The organism is Kosakonia cowanii JCM 10956 = DSM 18146, assembly GCF_001975225.1.
Taxonomy (GTDB): domain Bacteria; phylum Pseudomonadota; class Gammaproteobacteria; order Enterobacterales; family Enterobacteriaceae; genus Kosakonia; species Kosakonia cowanii.
In genome coordinates this window covers 374,733-391,970 of record NZ_CP019445.1, presented here as the reverse complement: position 1 = coordinate 391,970, position 17,238 = coordinate 374,733, and the positions used below count along the sequence as shown (strand labels likewise).

The 17,238-nt window shown below is 56.8% G+C and carries 17 protein-coding genes; 8 read left to right on the top strand and 9 right to left on the bottom strand.

The genetic code is table 11. The features are described from left to right. Nucleotides 1–24 precede the first annotated feature (24 nt). The 5 genes from ftsZ (at nucleotide 25) to mutT (ending at nucleotide 6,200) form a co-directional block, all read left to right on the top strand. Nucleotides 25–1,173: a cell division protein FtsZ gene (ftsZ, locus tag BWI95_RS01825; RefSeq protein ID WP_007373153.1), complete on the top strand. Its 1,149-nt coding sequence runs from the start codon at nucleotides 25–27 to the stop codon at nucleotides 1,171–1,173. 100 nt (nucleotides 1,174–1,273) lie between these two features. Further along, complete coding sequence (gene lpxC, locus BWI95_RS01820) at nucleotides 1,274–2,191, top strand: UDP-3-O-acyl-N-acetylglucosamine deacetylase (RefSeq protein WP_023480366.1); 918 nt, start codon at nucleotides 1,274–1,276, stop codon at nucleotides 2,189–2,191. A 281-nt stretch (nucleotides 2,192–2,472) separates the two neighbouring features. Further along, nucleotides 2,473–2,976, top strand: coding sequence for a secA translation cis-regulator SecM (gene secM, locus BWI95_RS01815; protein ID WP_206616703.1), 504 nt, complete (start codon nucleotides 2,473–2,475; stop codon nucleotides 2,974–2,976). 57 nt (nucleotides 2,977–3,033) lie between these two features. Next, nucleotides 3,034–5,739 carry a preprotein translocase subunit SecA gene (secA, locus tag BWI95_RS01810; RefSeq protein WP_076768891.1) on the top strand — a complete coding sequence of 902 codons (2,706 nt, stop codon included), beginning with the start codon at nucleotides 3,034–3,036 and terminating at the stop codon, nucleotides 5,737–5,739. 59 nt (nucleotides 5,740–5,798) lie between these two features. Then, entirely contained in the window at nucleotides 5,799–6,200 is a 402-nt protein-coding gene (gene mutT, locus BWI95_RS01805; protein WP_054802802.1) for an 8-oxo-dGTP diphosphatase MutT, read from the top strand. A gap of 25 nt (nucleotides 6,201–6,225) precedes the next feature. Here mutT and yacG read toward each other — a convergent pair whose 3' ends face one another. From yacG to coaE, 3 genes are read right to left on the bottom strand one after another with little or no spacing between them, the layout of a single operon-like run. Next, entirely contained in the window at nucleotides 6,226–6,420 is a 195-nt protein-coding gene (yacG, locus tag BWI95_RS01800) for a DNA gyrase inhibitor YacG (protein ID WP_076768890.1), read from the bottom strand. Nucleotides 6,421–6,429: 9 nt separating this feature from the next. Beyond that, nucleotides 6,430–7,173 carry a cell division protein ZapD gene (gene zapD / locus BWI95_RS01795; protein WP_042716639.1) on the bottom strand — a complete coding sequence of 248 codons (744 nt, stop codon included), beginning with the start codon at nucleotides 7,171–7,173 and terminating at the stop codon, nucleotides 6,430–6,432. Further along, the gene (gene coaE, locus BWI95_RS01790) at nucleotides 7,173–7,793 is read right to left on the bottom strand and encodes a dephospho-CoA kinase (protein WP_054802803.1); all 621 of its coding nucleotides are present in this window, start codon (nucleotides 7,791–7,793) and stop codon (nucleotides 7,173–7,175) included. The genes zapD and coaE overlap by 1 nt, the downstream gene beginning before the upstream one ends. A 319-nt stretch (nucleotides 7,794–8,112) precedes the next feature. Between coaE and BWI95_RS01785 the strand changes: the two genes are divergently transcribed. Further along, on the top strand, nucleotides 8,113–9,156 hold the full coding sequence (locus BWI95_RS01785) for a GMP reductase (protein ID WP_054802804.1): 1,044 nt from the start codon (nucleotides 8,113–8,115) through the stop codon (nucleotides 9,154–9,156). A gap of 40 nt (nucleotides 9,157–9,196) precedes the next feature. Here BWI95_RS01785 and hofC read toward each other — a convergent pair whose 3' ends face one another. The 4 genes from hofC to nadC form a co-directional block, all read right to left on the bottom strand. Further along, on the bottom strand, nucleotides 9,197–10,399 hold the full coding sequence (gene hofC / locus BWI95_RS01780; protein WP_076768889.1) for a protein transport protein HofC: 1,203 nt from the start codon (nucleotides 10,397–10,399) through the stop codon (nucleotides 9,197–9,199). Further along, nucleotides 10,389–11,783: a type II secretion system protein GspE gene (gspE, locus tag BWI95_RS01775; protein WP_076768888.1), complete on the bottom strand. Its 1,395-nt coding sequence runs from the start codon at nucleotides 11,781–11,783 to the stop codon at nucleotides 10,389–10,391. The genes hofC and gspE overlap by 11 nt, the downstream gene beginning before the upstream one ends. A gap of 9 nt (nucleotides 11,784–11,792) precedes the next feature. Next, nucleotides 11,793–12,227 carry a prepilin peptidase-dependent pilin gene (ppdD, locus tag BWI95_RS01770; protein WP_054802805.1) on the bottom strand — a complete coding sequence of 145 codons (435 nt, stop codon included), beginning with the start codon at nucleotides 12,225–12,227 and terminating at the stop codon, nucleotides 11,793–11,795. Between the two features lie 175 nt (nucleotides 12,228–12,402). Then, on the bottom strand, nucleotides 12,403–13,296 hold the full coding sequence (nadC, locus tag BWI95_RS01765) for a carboxylating nicotinate-nucleotide diphosphorylase (RefSeq protein WP_076768887.1): 894 nt from the start codon (nucleotides 13,294–13,296) through the stop codon (nucleotides 12,403–12,405). Between the two features lie 129 nt (nucleotides 13,297–13,425). Between nadC and ampD the strand changes: the two genes are divergently transcribed. Both ampD and ampE read left to right on the top strand, forming a co-directional pair. Continuing rightward, a complete protein-coding gene (gene ampD, locus BWI95_RS01760) occupies nucleotides 13,426–13,989 on the top strand; it encodes a 1,6-anhydro-N-acetylmuramyl-L-alanine amidase AmpD (RefSeq protein WP_054802806.1) in 564 nt (187 codons plus the stop codon). Then, a complete protein-coding gene (gene ampE / locus BWI95_RS01755) occupies nucleotides 13,986–14,840 on the top strand; it encodes a beta-lactamase regulator AmpE (protein WP_054802807.1) in 855 nt (284 codons plus the stop codon). The genes ampD and ampE overlap by 4 nt, the downstream gene beginning before the upstream one ends. Nucleotides 14,841–14,855: 15 nt before the next feature. On the opposite strand, the gene BWI95_RS01750 is transcribed toward ampE, so the two are convergent. Together BWI95_RS01750 and BWI95_RS01745 are read right to left on the bottom strand one after the other, a co-directional pair. Next, the gene (locus BWI95_RS01750) at nucleotides 14,856–15,806 is read right to left on the bottom strand and encodes a glycoside hydrolase family 43 protein (protein WP_054802808.1); all 951 of its coding nucleotides are present in this window, start codon (nucleotides 15,804–15,806) and stop codon (nucleotides 14,856–14,858) included. After that, on the bottom strand, nucleotides 15,806–17,212 hold the full coding sequence (locus BWI95_RS01745; protein WP_054802809.1) for a glycoside-pentoside-hexuronide (GPH):cation symporter: 1,407 nt from the start codon (nucleotides 17,210–17,212) through the stop codon (nucleotides 15,806–15,808). Before BWI95_RS01745 ends, BWI95_RS01750 begins: the two co-directional genes overlap by 1 nt. Between the last annotated feature and the right edge of the window lie 26 nt (nucleotides 17,213–17,238).

Here is a 17,238-nt window from a genome sequence, read left to right as displayed (position 1 = left end):
GAGGCGTAAAGACGGAGAGAGATTATGTTTGAACCAATGGAATTAACCAACGACGCGGTGATTAAAGTCATCGGCGTCGGTGGCGGCGGCGGTAATGCCGTAGAGCATATGGTGCGCGAGCGCATCGAAGGGGTTGAGTTCTTCGCGGTGAATACCGACGCCCAGGCGTTGCGTAAGACGGCGGTAGGGCAGACCATTCAGATCGGTGGCGGTATCACCAAAGGTCTGGGCGCAGGGGCTAACCCTGAAGTCGGTCGTAATGCGGCTGAAGAAGATCGTGAAGCGCTGCGCGCTGCGCTGGAAGGCGCTGACATGGTCTTTATCGCAGCAGGCATGGGTGGCGGTACCGGTACCGGTGCAGCGCCTGTGGTAGCTGAAGTTGCTAAAGACTTAGGCATTCTGACCGTTGCGGTGGTGACCAAGCCGTTCAACTTTGAAGGCAAGAAGCGCATGGCCTTTGCAGAGCAGGGTATTACTGAGCTCTCAAAACATGTCGATTCCCTGATCACTATTCCGAACGACAAGCTGCTGAAAGTGTTGGGTCGCGGTATCTCTCTGCTTGACGCGTTTGGCGCGGCAAACGACGTGCTGAAAGGCGCGGTGCAGGGTATCGCCGAGCTGATTACCCGTCCGGGTCTGATGAACGTTGACTTCGCCGACGTGCGCACCGTGATGTCCGAAATGGGCTACGCGATGATGGGCTCCGGTGTGGCAAGCGGTGAAGATCGTGCGGAAGAAGCGGCAGAAATGGCGATCTCCAGCCCGCTGCTGGAAGATATCGACCTCTCTGGCGCGCGTGGTGTGCTGGTTAACATCACCGCGGGCTTCGACCTGCGTCTGGATGAGTTCGAGACCGTTGGTAACACCATTCGTGCGTTCGCTTCTGACAACGCGACGGTGGTTATCGGTACTTCTCTTGATCCGGATATGAACGACGAACTGCGCGTGACCGTTGTTGCCACCGGTATCGGTATGGACAAGCGTCCTGAGATTACTCTGGTAACCAACAAGCAGGCGCAGCAGCCGGTGATGGATCGCTACCAGCAGCACGGCATGCAGCCGATGCAGCAGGAGCAGAAGCCGGCGAAAGTGGTTAACGACAATACACCGCAGACCACTAAAGAGCCCGATTATCTGGATATTCCGGCGTTTCTGCGTAAGCAGGCGGACTAAGAATTTGCTGGAATTTGGGCATGTTCGCTCTTTGTGCTAAACTGGCCCACCCATTGTGTTATACAATTTGGTTGGATTGGTAATAAGGCGAGATTATACGATGATCAAACAAAGGACTCTTAAACGTATCGTTCAGGCGACTGGTGTCGGTTTACATACCGGCAAGAAAGTCACACTGACGTTGCGCCCTGCGCCGGCAAATACCGGGGTCATCTATCGTCGCACTGACTTAAATCCACCGGTAGACTTTCCGGCTGATGCTAAATCTGTGCGTGATACTATGCTCTGTACTTGTCTGGTCAACGAGCATGACGTGCGGATTTCCACCGTCGAGCACTTAAATGCGGCTCTGGCGGGGCTGGGTATCGACAACATTATTGTCGAAGTCGATGCACCGGAAATTCCAATTATGGATGGCAGTGCAGCACCGTTCGTATACCTGTTGCTTGACGCAGGGGTCGAGGAGCTGAACAGCGCCAAAAAATTCGTTCGCATCAAAGAGACGGTGCGCGTTGAAGATGGCGATAAGTGGGCCGAGTTCAAACCGCATAACGGTTTTACGCTCGATTTCACCATCGACTTCAACCACCCGGCGATTGATGCCAGCACGCAACGCTACGCGATGAACTTCTCTGCCGATGCATTTATGCGCCAGATTAGCCGCGCGCGTACCTTCGGTTTCATGCGTGATATCGAATATCTTCAGTCCCGCGGCCTGTGCCTGGGCGGAAGCTTCGATTGTGCCATCGTAGTTGACGATTATCGCGTACTGAACGAAGACGGCCTGCGTTTCGAAGATGAATTCGTGCGCCACAAAATGCTCGATGCAATCGGCGACCTCTTTATGTGTGGTCACAACATTATCGGTGCGTTTACCGCTTATAAATCCGGTCATGCGCTGAACAACAAACTTCTGCAGGCTGTTCTGGCAAAACAGGAAGCCTGGGAATATGTGACCTTCGAAGATGAAGCTGAACTGCCGCTGGCATTCAAAGCACCTTCAATGGTTCTGGCATAACGCCATAACCTAAAAAATCGACTGGTTAACCTGGCACTCTCTCCGGTCAGGGGAACCAGTCGTTTTTCTTTTTGCGCGCCGCAAAACCCTCTCTTTACGACTAATCTTTCCGGAAATCTTTTCAACACTGCGATCCTGCGTTTGATTGCTGCTTTCCTCGCCAGTTTTCACGTGTGTCAGGCCTGTTTCCTGCTGTGTGGCGGCGGCATTAGTGATAAGATTTGGGCGCAATCGACTTTCATAGACGCAACATCATGGACGCGTCTTTTTTGGTGGAGCAAGTGAGCGGAATACTGACGCGTTGGCGACAATTTGGCAGACGCTATTTCTGGCCGCATCTCTTATTAGGGATGGTCGCGGCGAGTTTTGGCTTGCCCGCGCTTGCCAGTAATACCGAAACCCACGCCACGCGCGAAACGACGCGCAATCACGCTTCGGCAACTACGGCGAATTTTACCAGCCTCGCGCTGCTGGAAGCGAAACGCCGTCCGAACTTCACCGTCGATTACTGGCATCAGCACGCCATCCGCACCGTTATTCGTCATCTTTCGTTCGCCATGGCGCCGCAAACGCTGGCCGCCGCAACGGAAGAGCCTTTGCCGATTCAGGCACACCATCTTGCCCTGCTCGATACGCTAAGCGCGCTGCTTAACGTTGAAAGCAAGCCGCCGGCGATTGTACGCCTTGCAGCTCGCCTCTCTTTTACACCATTCGCGACGTTCAGTGTCTCGAACTGGATTAGCCAGGCGCAGGGGATCCGCGCCGGGCCATACTCCCTCAGCTAAAAAAAGCCCTATTCATCCATTTTTTTCGCTTCGCTGAGCGGAGTATCAGAGATTTTTATCATGCTAAATTTGTTAACAAAAGTATTCGGTAGCCGCAACGATCGTACGCTGCGCCGTATGCGTAAAACCGTCAACCAGATTAATGCCATGGAACCGGCCCTTGAGAAGCTCAGCGATGATGAGCTTAAAGGGAAGACGGTAGAGTTCCGCGCGCGTCTTGAGAAGGGCGAAAGCGTTGACTCCCTGCTGCCTGAAGCCTTTGCGGTGGTACGCGAAGCCAGTAAACGCGTCTTCGGCATGCGCCACTTTGATGTGCAGCTGCTTGGCGGCATGGTGCTTAACGATCGCTGCATCGCCGAGATGCGCACCGGTGAAGGTAAAACCCTGACCGCAACCCTGCCGGCCTACCTTAATGCGCTGAGCGGCAAAGGCGTGCACGTGGTTACCGTCAACGACTATCTGGCGCAGCGTGACGCCGAAAACAACCGTCCGCTGTTTGAATTCCTCGGCCTGACCGTCGGCATCAACCTGCCGGGCATGCCGTCTGTCGCTAAGCGCGAAGCCTACGCCGCCGATATCACCTACGGCACCAACAACGAATATGGCTTCGACTATCTGCGTGACAACATGGCGTTCAGCCCGGAAGAGCGCGTTCAGCGTAAGCTGCACTATGCACTGGTGGATGAGGTGGACTCCATCCTGATCGATGAAGCGCGTACGCCGCTTATCATCTCCGGTCCGGCGGAAGATAGCTCCGACCTCTACAAAAAAGTGAACAAAATCATTCCTCACTTGGTGCGCCAGGAGAAAGAGGACTCTGACACCTTTCAGGGCGAAGGCCACTTCTCTGTCGACGAGAAAGCGCGTCAGGTTACCCTGACCGAGCGCGGTCTGGTGCTGATTGAAGAGTTGCTGGTGAAAGAGGGCATCATGGAGGAGGGTGAGTCGCTTTACTCCCCAACCAACATCATGCTGATGCATCACGTTACCGCCGCGCTGCGCGCCCATGTGCTCTTTACCCGCGATGTTGACTACATCGTAAAAGATGGCGAAGTGATCATCGTTGATGAGCACACCGGTCGTACGATGCAGGGCCGCCGCTGGTCCGATGGCCTGCACCAGGCCGTTGAAGCTAAAGAGGGCGTTGAGATCCAGAACGAAAACCAGACCCTGGCTTCTATCACCTTCCAGAACTACTTCCGTCTGTATGAAAAACTGGCCGGTATGACCGGTACCGCAGATACCGAAGCGTTTGAATTCAGCTCCATCTACAAGCTCGATACCGTGGTTGTGCCGACTAACCGCCCGATGATCCGTAAAGATATGGCGGATCTGGTCTATATGACCGAAGCGGAAAAAATCCAGGCGATCATCGAAGATATCAAAGAGCGTACCGCCAACGGTCAGCCGGTGCTGGTCGGTACCATCTCGATTGAAAAATCAGAAGTGGTATCGAATGAGTTAACCAAAGCGGGCATCAAACATAACGTTCTGAACGCCAAGTTCCACGCCAAAGAGGCGGATATTGTGGCGCAGGCCGGTTATCCGGGCGCGGTCACTATCGCCACCAACATGGCAGGTCGTGGTACCGATATCGTGCTGGGCGGTAGCTGGCAGTCTGAGCTGGCCGAGCTGGTCGATCCGACCCCTGAGCAGGTTGCAGAGCTGAAAGCCGAGTGGCAGAAACGCCATGACGCGGTGCTGGCATCGGGCGGCCTGCACATCATTGGTACCGAGCGCCACGAATCGCGCCGTATCGATAACCAGCTGCGTGGCCGTTCCGGTCGTCAGGGCGATGCGGGTTCTTCCCGTTTCTACCTCTCGATGGAAGATGCGCTGATGCGTATTTTCGCCTCCGATCGCGTCTCCGGCATGATGCGTAAGTTAGGCATGAAGCCGGGCGAAGCGATTGAGCACCCATGGGTGACAAAAGCGATTGCCAACGCGCAGCGTAAAGTGGAAAGCCGCAACTTCGATATCCGTAAGCAACTGCTGGAATATGATGATGTGGCGAACGATCAGCGTCGCGCAATCTACACCCAGCGTAACGAGCTGCTGGATGTGACCGACGTGAGCGAAACCATCAACAGCATTCGTGAAGATGTCTTCAAAGCGACTATCGACGGGCACATTCCGCCGCAGTCTCTGGAAGATATGTGGGATATCCCTGGCCTGCAGGAGCGTCTGAAAAATGATTTCGACCTCGAGCTGCCGATTGCGGAGTGGCTCGATAAAGAGCCGAACCTGCATGAAGAGACGCTGCGTGAGCGTATTCTGCAGAGCGCGGTAGAGACCTATCAGCGTAAAGAGGAAGTGGTTGGCGCGGAGATGATGCGTCACTTCGAAAAAGGCGTCATGCTGCAAACCCTCGACTCCTTGTGGAAAGAGCACCTGGCGGCGATGGATTATCTGCGTCAGGGGATCCATCTGCGCGGCTACGCGCAAAAAGATCCGAAGCAGGAGTACAAGCGTGAATCCTTCGCCATGTTCGCCGCGATGCTGGAGTCACTGAAGTATGAAGTGATCAGCACCCTGAGCAAAGTGCAGGTGCGCATGCCGGAAGAAGTTGAAGCGATGGAGCAGCAGCGCCGCGAAGAGGCAGAGCGTCTGGCACAGATGCAGCAGCTAAGCCATCAGGACGATGAAGCCGCTGCCGCCGCTGCACTTGCCGATCAATCCGGCGAGCGCAAAGTTGGCCGGAACGATCCTTGCCCGTGCGGTTCCGGTAAGAAATATAAACAGTGCCATGGCCGTCTCGCATAACGGCTAACTAACTGATGAAAAGGCGCAGAGATCTGCGCCTTTTTTATGGAGTCATCAGCATGAAAATACTCAACATCGCCGTCGGTATTATTCGTAATCCGCAGGGCGAAATCTTTATTACCCGGCGCGCGGCCGATGCGCATATGGCAAACATGCGCGAATTCCCCGGCGGCAAAATCGAAGCGGGTGAAACGCCGGAGCAGGCGATGATCCGTGAACTTCAGGAAGAAGTGGGCATTACCACGCAAAGCGCCACACTGTTCGATAAGCTGGAGTATGAATTCCCCGACCGCCATATCACGCTCTGGTTCTGGCTGGTGGACAAATGGCAGGGCGAGCCGTGGGGTAAAGAGGGGCAGCCGGGCGAGTGGATTGCGCAGAGTGCGCTGAAAGCGGAAGATTTTCCCCCCGCTAACGAACCGGTCATTACAAAACTGATTGCGCTGAGTCAGGCCCGCTGACCTTCAGCCAGCGGGCAGCCCGGGATTACTGTTGCTCTTCGCTCCACTCATCGCTGTCAGAGAGATCGCCTGCGCTGGGGATACGTTTCTCTTCCGCAGCCCATTCGCCAAGATCAATCAACTGGCAGCGTTTGCAGCAAAAAGGGCGATACGGGCTGGCTTCGCCCCACACCACAGGTTTGCCGCAGGTCGGGCAATTCACAATTGTCTTATCAGTCATCAGGGTTCCTTAACAGCAGGCTAATTCAAAATCGAGCCGCTCCGGCACCGTGCCGTGTTCGCTATCGAGGGGCATAAAACGAATGGCAAAGCGGCTTTTATGGCCGGAGATTTGCGGGTAAAGCCGCGCGTCAAGCGGCAGTTGCAGACGCAGCAGATCGGCATCATCACCGTTATCCTGGTAGAAACCGTTCAGGCTGGTCTGGCGACGATACGGTGCTGCATTGCGGATCAGATCGAGGATTAATGTCAGGGTAGCGCGCAGCGGTTCAAGGCTCTCCAGCCAGTAATTGACCTGCGCATCGCGCTGCTCCTGCGGTAAGTGTAACCACATATGCAGCGTCGGCAGATCGAAGCTACAGCAGCCGCCGGGGATGCTTAAGCGCTGGCGCACCAGCGCAATCAGCCGATCCTCACGTAACATCTGACCGATGCGCGGCGCATTCATCAGCACGGCACCGCTCGCTTTAAGCTGTTGGCGGATCTCTTCAATACGCCTGGGATCGACGCCTGGCACTTCGCTCCAGGCTTGCAGCTTACGCTGCTGGCGCTCCAGCTCTTTCAACAATTCAGTACGGGTGTCACCGCGCTCGAACACATCCAGCAGATCGCCCACGTTACGGAAGAAGTGCAGCGCGCCGGCATGATCGCTGACGGGCAGATGGACGGAGAGTTGTTGCAGTAAAAACTCGACACGCAGCCAGGTGCGCATCTTTTCATTCAGCGGATGTTCAAAAAGGATGTGGGTGTGCATTACGGTTTTTCCTGTGATACGGCCTGCGCGGCGAGAGCGAGATAGTGCGCGTGCAGGCGGGCAACATCCGATGCGATTGCATCTGGTGCGCCATTATTGTCAATGACATCATCCGCGACGGCAAGCCGCGCATCGCGCGTAGCCTGCGCGGCGAGGATCTGTTCAGCATGTTCGCGGGTCACGCCGTCACGGCGCATGGTGCGTAAAATTTGCGTCTCAACCGGAACGTCAATGACTAATACCCGATCGGCTTTGTGATAAAGCTGGTTCTCTACCAGCAGAGGGACGACCCACAGCACATAAGGTGATGTCGCCCGTGCCATCTGACGCTCGGTCTCTTGCTGGATAAGCGGGTGCAGCAAGCCGTTGAGCCAGCGCTTATCGACGTCAGAGGCAAAAATATGTTCGCGCAGTAAACGACGGTTGAGTGAACCGTCCGCGAGGATCATTTCATCGCCGAACTTTTCGGCAATAGCGCGTAGCGCAGGGGTGCCGGGTTCGACAACCTGGCGTGCAATAACGTCCGCATCGATAACGTTAGCGCCCTGTTCGGCGAACGCGTCCGCCACGGTACTTTTACCGCTGCCAATACCGCCCGTTAACGCGACCTTATACTTCATAACACTCAATCCTGTAAGGGGCTGCCAGACTCATTCTCTGCTGTTATTTTCGTCACTCATCACAACGAAACCGCAGCAGACTTAGCGTGAAAAAAAGCAAAGCCACTCTTTTTTTATTTATAGGAATCAGTAAGTTGAAAATCAATCAGACAATAAAGAAATCAATTAACTGAAACTGGCATATTCACCAGGTAAATTTATAGGATTGTAGCGTAAAAAAAGAGATTTTCGCAGTCTTGCGCGGCCCTTATTAGTGCGTATGATAGCGTCACTGGAGTTGTGAGTTTGTCTTAGCGCCATTAACCCCAGGAATCCCTACATGCGTATCGAAGAAGATTTGAAGTTAGGTTTCAAAGACGTTCTTATCCGCCCTAAACGTTCCACTCTTAAAAGCCGTTCCGATGTTGAACTGGAGCGCGAATTCACTTTCAAGCACTCAGGAATGCGCTGGTCCGGCGTACCGGTTATCGCTGCCAATATGGATACCGTAGGGACATTCGCCATGGCGAAAGCGCTGGCCTCGTTCGATATCCTGACTGCCGTACACAAGCACTACTCCGTTGAGGAGTGGCGCGCATTTGTGCAGGCACAGGCCGACTCTGTGCTGCGCCATGTGATGGTTTCAACCGGCACCTCCGATGCCGATTTTGAAAAAACCAAACAGATTCTCGCGCTGCATACCTCGCTCAATTTCGTTTGCATCGACGTTGCTAACGGCTACTCCGAACACTTCGTGCAGTTTTTGGCTAAGGCACGTGAAGCCTGGCCGGACAAAACCATCTGCGCGGGCAACGTCGTAACCGGCGAAATGTGCGAAGAGCTGATCCTCTCCGGCGCCGATATCGTCAAAGTGGGCATTGGCCCTGGCTCTGTCTGCACGACGCGCGTGAAAACCGGCGTTGGTTACCCGCAGCTCTCGGCGGTTATTGAGTGTGCCGATGCAGCGCACGGCCTCGGCGGCCAGATCGTCAGCGACGGCGGTTGCACCGTGCCGGGCGACGTTGCCAAAGCGTTTGGCGGCGGCGCAGACTTCGTGATGCTTGGCGGTATGCTGGCAGGCCATGAAGAGAGCGGCGGCACGCTGATGGAAGAGAACGGCGAGAAGTTTATGCTCTTCTACGGCATGAGTTCTGAGTCCGCTATGAACCGTCACGTTGGTGGCGTGGCAGGTTACCGTGCTGCTGAAGGTAAAACCGTTAAGCTTCCGCTGCGTGGCCCGGTTGAGAACACCGCGCGCGATATCCTCGGTGGCTTACGTTCCGCCTGCACTTACGTCGGCGCCTCACGTCTGAAAGAGCTGACCAAACGCACCACCTTTATTCGCGTTCAGGAACAGGAAAACCGCGTTTTCAACAGCCTTTAAATGGCTTGCGGTAAACGCGGCTTAACGTGTTGTACCGCCATCAGCCTGTACCGCCCATCGCATCGCCAAGATGAAAGATGGGCAGGTACATTGCCACCACCAGCACACCAATGATTATCCCTGTCGCCACCAGCATCAGCGGCTCCAGCACGGCAGCCAGCCCGTCCGCCTGACGCTGCGTCTGTTCACTGTAATACTGCGCCAGATTATCCAGCATGCTGTCGAGTGCGCCTGACAGCTCCCCGGTTCGCACCAGCTGTATGCAAAGCGGCGGAAACTCACCGCTCGCTTTTAATGCGGCAAATATCGGCGCGCCCTCGGTTATCTCCCGCTGCGCCCGCACTAACAAATCTCGCCAGTAGGGGCAGACCACCGTTTCGGTCACGCTCTCCAGTCCCTGTAAAAAGGCAATACCGGCACGCTGGGTCAGCGACAAGACGGTAAAGATCTGGCTCAGGCGTTGCCCACGCACCAGCGGCCCAATAATTGGGCTGGCAAGCAGCAACCGCTGACAGGCACGTAGCCAGTTGTCGTGACTACGTAGCCGCAGCAGCAGCGCGCCTGCCAGCACGCTAACCAGCATCAAAGGCAGCGCGCACTGTTTGACAATCCCGGCACCCGCAATGACGCCGCGTGTTAATGCTGGCAGCGGCGTATTGAAAGTCTGGTAGATGGCGGCGAACTCCGGCAGCACCAGGTAGATCATCGCCAGCACCACCGCCGCGGTCAGCGACAGAATAATCAGCGGGTAGCGCAGCGCTTTTTTCACCTTCAGCTTCAGTTCATGCTGCGCTTTTTGCTGCGCAGCGAGCCTGAAGCAGCACTCGTCCAGCTTGCCGGTCAGTTCGCCGGTGCGGATCATCGCCTGCCAGAGCGGCGGAAAGACCTCCGGCCACTGACGCAGCGCCGCAGAGAAGGTTTCCCCTTCTTCGAGTGCCGCTGACAGGCTGCGCAGCAGTGCCTGCCACTGTCTGGCCGGGTGCTGCTCAGCCATCAGTTGTAACCCTTCCGGCAGTGTTAGCCCGGCCTGAAGCAGGGTGGCAAGCTGGTTGAGCAGCGGCGTGCTCTGCTCGGGGCTCCACAGACGTGCGCGCACCGCTCGACGTTTCAGCTTCAACGGATGGCACTGCTGTTGCAACAGGCATAATACCGCCGCGTCACGGCTTACACTCCAGAGCAGCCCCTCTTGTAGTTCGCCGCTATCATCCAGCCCCAACCATTGCCAGAGTTGCCTACTCGCCATGCGGGTAGCCCAATATCCGTACCAGCTCCTCAAAGGTCGTCAGCCCCTGTTCAACCGCCTGGCAGCCATGGTGAAAAAGCGTTGTCATGCCCTCTTCACGCGCGCACTGCTCAATCTCGTTCACGCTCATGCCGCTGGCAATCGCCTGGCGAATCGGCGGTGTGATGTTGAGGATCTCAAACAGCGCCACCCGGCCGTAGAAACCGTGATAACAGGCTTCACACCCCTGAGCACGCCAGCGTGGGAGCGGGCGTGACCAGACGTTATCCGGCAGATGAATGCTCTCTGTCGCCAGCTTGCGGCAGTGGGGGCAGAGCTTACGCACCAGCCGCTGGGCAACCACCAGCGATAACGCCGAAGAGATCATCCAGCGCGCCACGCCCATCTGCTCAATCCGCACCAGCGTTTCGCTGGTGGAGTTGGTATGCAGCGTCGACAGCACCAGGTGGCCCGTCTGCGCGGCCTTGATAGCAATCTCGGCGGTTTCACCATCGCGGATTTCGCCGACCATAATGACATCGGGATCCTGGCGCAGCAGGGCGCGCAGCACACTTTGAAAAGTGAGCCCGGCGCGTGGGGCTATCTGTGTTTGATTCAGACCCGCCAGCGGGATCTCCACCGGATCTTCCACGCTGCAAAGATTAACCTCCGGCTTATTGCGCGCCTGCAACGCGCTGTAGAGCGTGACGGTCTTGCCGCTGCCCGTGGGACCGGTCACCAGCAGTAAACCTTGCGGCTGCGCCAGCGCGGCGTTGAACTGCGTCAGTTGCGCGTCGGTCATACCGAGCGCAGGCAGTGCCAGCGCCTGGTTTACCTGGTGCAGCAGCCGCAGCACCACTTTCTCGCCGTGACGGCAGGGCAGTGTGGCAATACGAAACGACACCGGCTGATCGGCGAGGGTGACGGTGAACTGCCCATCCTGCGGCAGCCGCCGCTCGGCGATATCCAGATTGCCCATCACTTTTAACCGGGCGGTCAGGGTATCGGAGAGTGTGCAGGGCAGGGGCGACAGCGGATGCAACACGCCATCCACTCGCAGGCGGATCGCGTAGTGCGTCTCGCCCGGCTCGAAATGGATATCTGATGCGCGCAGCATCAGTGCCTGTTGCAGCGTATGGTTGATGATCTCGACCGCCGAGCCGCTCTCTTCGGTGAGCGTGGCATGCGTGGCGGGTAGCGCCTGCGCGGCGAGCTGTTGATGCTTTTCCATCTCCTCCTGTGTCCAGCAGCGAATATCGACGCGCTGTTGGGCAACAAAACTGAGTGACTCCATTAACTCCATGCTCGGACTACCTACAACCGCGATAACCAGCGCATCATCATCCTTGCTCAGTAATGCCGCATTATGGCGGCGGCACAGCGCCTCGAGTTTGCTCTCTTTCATCAGATATCCTTATCGACCGGTACGGAAAACGTCTTCGCACGCCTGCTGCAACGCACTGTCTGCCTCGGTGTTACAGCTGCGTGCCCAGCCCTGGATGCCATCGGCGCTGCTCCACTGCGGCGTCATCACCACACTCAGGCCATTAAGGCTCTCCTGGCCGGTGAGCGAAACCACGCCCCTGGCAACGCTGAGCGCGGCGACATAACGTGTTGTCGTCGGTGCGGGGATACCGTTGCTGCTGGCGTCGCAGTTATCGACCCCGCCGCGCTCCAGCGCGCAAAGCTCGACGGCGGTGCGATAGGGGACAAAAGTTTGCAGCATGTCCGTTAATGCTGCTTTACGCAGGTAGTTTTGATAGGCGGGAATGCCGATGGCGCTCAGAATGGCGACGATGCCAATCACCACCATCAGCTCAATGAGGGTAAATCCGTGTTGTCTGTTCATAGACGGCTCCTTATGCAGAGCCGTTACTGTGTCAGGGGGTGAAAAGCGGGCGAGTGGCAAAAGAGCAGCCCGGAAAGTGGCTTCCGGCGTTTTTACCGCTGTTGCACAACAGACCAGTTTAGTTGCGAGATGAGCCGCAAAAAACGGGCCAGCGGCCCGTGAGAGTGGCCGCAGATCAGCGAAAACGCATCGACAGATCGAGGGCGCGAACGTGTTTGGTCAGCGCGCCAACAGAGATGTAATCGACACCGGTTTGCGCAAATTCGTGCAGCGTCTGCTCGGTAACGTTGCCCGAAACTTCGAGTTTTGCCTGGCCATTGGCCCGTTTGACCGCTTCGCGCATCTGCTCGGGCGCGAAGTTATCCAGCATGATGATATCCGCTCCTGCCTTCAGCGCGTCGTCGAACTCTTCCAGCGTCTCGACTTCAACCTCGACCGGCACATCGGGGTGCAGCCAGAAGGCTTTCTCTACCGCGTTGCGCACTGAGCCTGCGGCGATAATGTGGTTCTCTTTGATCAGAAACGCATCGGAAAGCCCAAGGCGATGGTTCGCACCGCCGCCGCACAGCACCGCATATTTCAGCGCCGTGCGCAGGCCGGGCAGGGTTTTGCGCGTATCAAGCAGCTGCGTTTTAGTGCCCTCCAGCAGGGCGACATAGTTGCGCACCGCGCTGGCGACGCCGGAGAGCGTCTGGACGAAGTTGAGCGCCGTACGTTCACCTGTGAGTAGCACACGCGAAGGGCCATCCAGCTCAAACAGCGGCTGATCGGCCTGCACCGTGTCGCCATCCGCAACGTGCCAGGTGAGCGTCACGTCGTCGCCCGCCAGCTGTATAAACACCTCTTCAACCCAGCGTTTACCGCAGAACACCCCCTCTTCACGGGTGATCACTACCGCATGGGAGCGATTCTCTGGCGGTAATAATTGCGCGGTAATGTCGTTATTCGCATCGACTTCTCCACCCAGATCTTCACGCAATGCCAGCGCGACGGCGGCAGGAATATCCAGTTCGATGCGTTTGAGCAACGCGTCACGGCGAAGGTCGGGGTTATAGCGGCGAGGCGGCATGATAGGCTCCAAAAAGTGTAACGAATCACAAAGTTAGCGTTTGGTTGTGCAGCTCCGGCATTATGGGAGGCGGCCTAAGCATGCTACTCTGAAGCGTGTTTCAGCACCATCCTCTATAAGGAGTTCCTTATGCAGTTACGCAAGGGTTGGCTGGTAGAGGCGCGGCATGTGCCCTCTCCGCATTATGATTGCCGCCCGGACGATGAGTCGCCATCACTGTTAGTGGTACATAATATCAGCCTGCCACCCGGCGAGTTTGGCGGCCCGTGGATTGACGCACTCTTTACCGGCACGCTGGATCCAAGCGCCGATCCCTATTTTGCCGGCATTGCTCATCTTCGCGTTTCTGCGCACTGTCTGATTCGCCGCGACGGAGAAATCGTGCAATATGTGCCTTTCGATAAGCGCGCCTGGCATGCGGGCGTCTCCTCTTATCAGGGGCGCGAGCGCTGCAACGATTTTTCAATCGGTATTGAGCTTGAGGGAACGGACGATCTGGCGTATACCGACGCGCAGTACCGCCAACTGGCGGCGGTGACACGAACGGTGATTGAGCTTTACCCGGCGATTGCCGACAATATGACCGGACACAGCGATATCGCGCCTGAACGTAAGACCGACCCCGGCCATGCGTTTGACTGGGCCAAATTTCGTGCCCTGGTCGCCGCGTTGTCAGAAAAGGAGAAGCCATGACGTTATTCACCATGCTGCTGGTGCTGGCAGCGGAGCGGCTGTTTAAACTGGGAGAGCACTGGCAACTGGATCACCGGCTGGAGGTGCTGTTCCGGCGCATCAAGCGCTATTCGATGCTGAGAACGCTGTTAATGACGGCGTTAGCCATGCTGGTGACCTTCCTGATTCTGCGCGCGCTGTTGGGGCTGTTTTTCAACGTCCCGCTGCTGGTGGTGTGGATCCTGATTGGCCTGCTGTGCATCGGCGCGGGCAAAGTGCGGTTGCACTACCATGCCTATCTGAAAGCGGCGGCGCGAAACGACAGCCGCGCCCATATGGCGATGGCCAGTGAGCTGACGCTGATTCACGGCGTGCCGCCCGGTTGCGACGAGCGCGAGTTCCTGCGCGAATTGCAGAATGCGCTGCTGTGGATCAACTTCCGCTTCTATCTCGCGCCGCTCTTCTGGTTTGTGGTGGGTGGCCCCTGGGGGCCAGTATTGCTGGCCGGGTATGCCTTTTTGCGCGCCTGGCAGTATTGGCTGGCGCGCTTCCAGACGCCGACCGAGCGGCAGCAATCGGGCATCGACGCGATTTTACATCTGCTCGATTGGGTGCCGGTGCGCCTTGCGGGCGTGGTCTATGCGTTGATTGGTCATGGTGAGAAAGCACTGCCGGCCTGGTTTGCCTCGCTCGGTGATACCCACACCTCGCAATACCATGTGTTAACGCGGCTGGCGCAGTTCTCGCTGGCGCGCGAGCCGCATCATGATAAGGTCGCCACGCCGAAAGCGGCGGTGTCGATGGCGAAGAAGACCTCGTTTGCCGTGGTCGTGGTGGTGGCGTTACTGACGATTTACGGCACGCTGATGTAACCGCGTGCCGCCGGTTTACTGATTATCCGCCGCCGGGATGCCGAAATCAGGCATCCCGTTTTCCTGCCAGCGAATCGTTTTCAGCCGCGTATGGCGGTTAGGATCGTAGAGCGGATCGCCCTCAATTTCGGTGTAGTTACGCGCGTGATACACCAGCACATCTTCCCCCTCCGGCGTCTGCGTAAAGCTGTTGTGTCCCGGGCCATACTGGCGGTTTTCATAACTGGTTTTAAACACCGGCTCTGGCGATTTATGCCAGTTTTGTGGCGCAAGCGGGTTGGCGTCGAGATCGATCCACAGCAGCCCCATGCAGTAGTTCTCGTCCGTTGCGCTGGCGGAGTAGCTGATAAAGAGCTTATCTTCGTGAAACAGCACTGCCGGGCCTTCGTTAACCAGAAAGCCGCGGCACTCCCACTCGAACTCCGGTTTGCTTAACATCACCGGCTCGCCTTTCAGCGTCCACGGGTTTTCCATCTCCGCCAGATAGAGATTGGAGTTGCCCGCAATATCCGGCGCTTTTTGCGCCCACAAATACCAGCGCTTGCCCTGATGCACAAAGGTGGTGGCATCCAGCGCAAAGGTGTCGAATGGCGTCTTAACCTGGCCTTTTTCAACCCACTCTCCGCTGAGCGGATCGGCGTCTGCGCACTCCAGCACAAACATGCGGTGCTGGAACATATTCAGCTTATCGAGCGCCTTTGTTCCGGCGGCGGCAAAGTACAAATACCATTTGCCCTCAATATGATGCAGTTCGGGTGCCCAGATAAGCTCGCTCATCGGCCCGCTTTGCGGTTTACGCCACACGACCACTCCTTTGGCGCTGCGCAGCCCGTCGAGCGTGGCGGCGCGGCGGATCTCGAGGCGGTCGTACTCCGGCACCGAGGCGACAAAGTAGTAGTGTTCGTCGTGGCGCAGAATAAACGGGTCTGCGCGCTGTTCAATAAAGGGGTTCGGCCAGGTTTTCATTATGCATTCCTTACGTTTTTCGCCGCCGGTACGCTCTGGCTGTCGCTCAGTTCGTGGTAGTTAATGCGGCGTTTTTCCAGATCCGCCTGGATCTGTTTCATCAATTCACGGTCTACTTTCAACAGACGGACAACGCCTGCGGTGATGAGATAACCGACGCCCGGGATCACCGTAAACAGCAGCATAATGCCGTTGATAGCGCTGGCGCTCTGCTGTTTGGCACCGGCGTCGTAGCCATACCAGGAGAGCAGGAAACCAACCATCGCGCCCGCTACCGCCAGCCCGACTTTCAGGAAGAAGAGGTTGCCGGAAAAGCTGATGCCGGTGATACGTTTGCCGGTTTTCCACTCGCCGTAGTCATCGACATCGGCCATCAGCGACCAGTGCAGCGGGGAGGGGATCTGGTGCAGGATGTTGAGCAGGAAGTAGAGCACCGCAATCATCACCGTCGCGCGCGGGTCAAGGAAGTAGAAGCCGCAGGAGAAAATCGCCAGCGCGATATTGGTCCAGAAGAAGACTTTCAGTTTGCACCAGCGGTCGGTCAGCACTTTTGCCAGCATGCTACCGAACATCATGCCGACCACGCCAAGGCTGATAAACAGCGTGGCGAAGTGGGTGCTCTCCTGCATCACCCAGGTGACGTAGTACATGGTGGCGGCCATACGGATAAAGCCGGGGCAGACGTTGCACAGCGTCAGCAGCAGAATGCGCACCCACTGATCGTTCTTCCACACGTCGCGGAAATCTTTCTTCAGATCGTCATTGGTCGGCACCGCCGGGCGCACACGCTCGCGCACCGTAGCAAAGCAGTACAGGAACATACACATGCCGATAAATGCCAGCACCGTCATCGCCATCTGATAGCCTTTGGCTTTATCCGCGCCGCCAAACCACTCCGCCATTGGCAGCAGCGTCAGCGACAGCAGCAGCGTCGCGATACCAACCATCACAAAGCGGTAAGACTGGCAGGCCACGCGCTCTTTCGGATCGTTGGTGATAACGCCGCCCAGTGAGCAGTAGGGAATGTTAATGGCGGTGTAGGTGAGGGAGAGCAGGAAGTAGGTGACAAAGGCATAGATAACTTTGCTGCTGTAGGTCCACTCCGGCGTGGTAAACATCAGCACGCTAAAGACCGCGTAAGGCACCGCAATCCACAGTAGCCACGGGCGAAAACGGCCATATTTGCTTTGCGTGCGGTCAGCCAGCGCGCCCATTAACGGGTCGGTAATGGCATCAATAACGCGAATCGACAGCAGCAGCACGCCAACCAGCGCGGGAGCTAGACCGAAGATATCGGTGTAGAAATAGTTCACAAACAGCATGATGGCGCCAAAGATGATGTTGCATCCGGCGTCGCCCATGCCATAACCAATCTTCTCTTTAACAGACAGTTTAGTGGTGTCCATCGACGGGTCTCCCTCTGAGGTATGAG

Bases quoted from the DNA above. Each gene is read 5' to 3' on its own strand.
- ftsZ (WP_007373153.1), top strand. From the start codon at position 25: ATGTTTGAACCAATGGAATTAACCAACGACGCGGTGATTAAAGTCATC.
- lpxC (WP_023480366.1), top strand. From the start codon at position 1,274: ATGATCAAACAAAGGACTCTTAAACGTATCGTTCAGGCGACTGGTGTC.
- mutT (WP_054802802.1), top strand. From the start codon at position 5,799: ATGAAAATACTCAACATCGCCGTCGGTATTATTCGTAATCCGCAGGGC.
- yacG (WP_076768890.1), bottom strand. From the start codon at position 6,420: ATGACTGATAAGACAATTGTGAATTGCCCGACCTGCGGCAAACCTGTG.
- zapD (WP_042716639.1), bottom strand. From the start codon at position 7,173: ATGCACACCCACATCCTTTTTGAACATCCGCTGAATGAAAAGATGCGC.
- coaE (WP_054802803.1), bottom strand. From the start codon at position 7,793: ATGAAGTATAAGGTCGCGTTAACGGGCGGTATTGGCAGCGGTAAAAGT.
- BWI95_RS01785 (WP_054802804.1), top strand. From the start codon at position 8,113: ATGCGTATCGAAGAAGATTTGAAGTTAGGTTTCAAAGACGTTCTTATC.
- hofC (WP_076768889.1), bottom strand. From the start codon at position 10,399: ATGGCGAGTAGGCAACTCTGGCAATGGTTGGGGCTGGATGATAGCGGC.
- gspE (WP_076768888.1), bottom strand. From the start codon at position 11,783: ATGAAAGAGAGCAAACTCGAGGCGCTGTGCCGCCGCCATAATGCGGCA.
- ppdD (WP_054802805.1), bottom strand. From the start codon at position 12,227: ATGAACAGACAACACGGATTTACCCTCATTGAGCTGATGGTGGTGATT.
- nadC (WP_076768887.1), bottom strand. From the start codon at position 13,296: ATGCCGCCTCGCCGCTATAACCCCGACCTTCGCCGTGACGCGTTGCTC.
- ampD (WP_054802806.1), top strand. From the start codon at position 13,426: ATGCAGTTACGCAAGGGTTGGCTGGTAGAGGCGCGGCATGTGCCCTCT.
- ampE (WP_054802807.1), top strand. From the start codon at position 13,986: ATGACGTTATTCACCATGCTGCTGGTGCTGGCAGCGGAGCGGCTGTTT.
- BWI95_RS01750 (WP_054802808.1), bottom strand. From the start codon at position 15,806: ATGAAAACCTGGCCGAACCCCTTTATTGAACAGCGCGCAGACCCGTTT.
- BWI95_RS01745 (WP_054802809.1), bottom strand. From the start codon at position 17,212: ATGGACACCACTAAACTGTCTGTTAAAGAGAAGATTGGTTATGGCATG.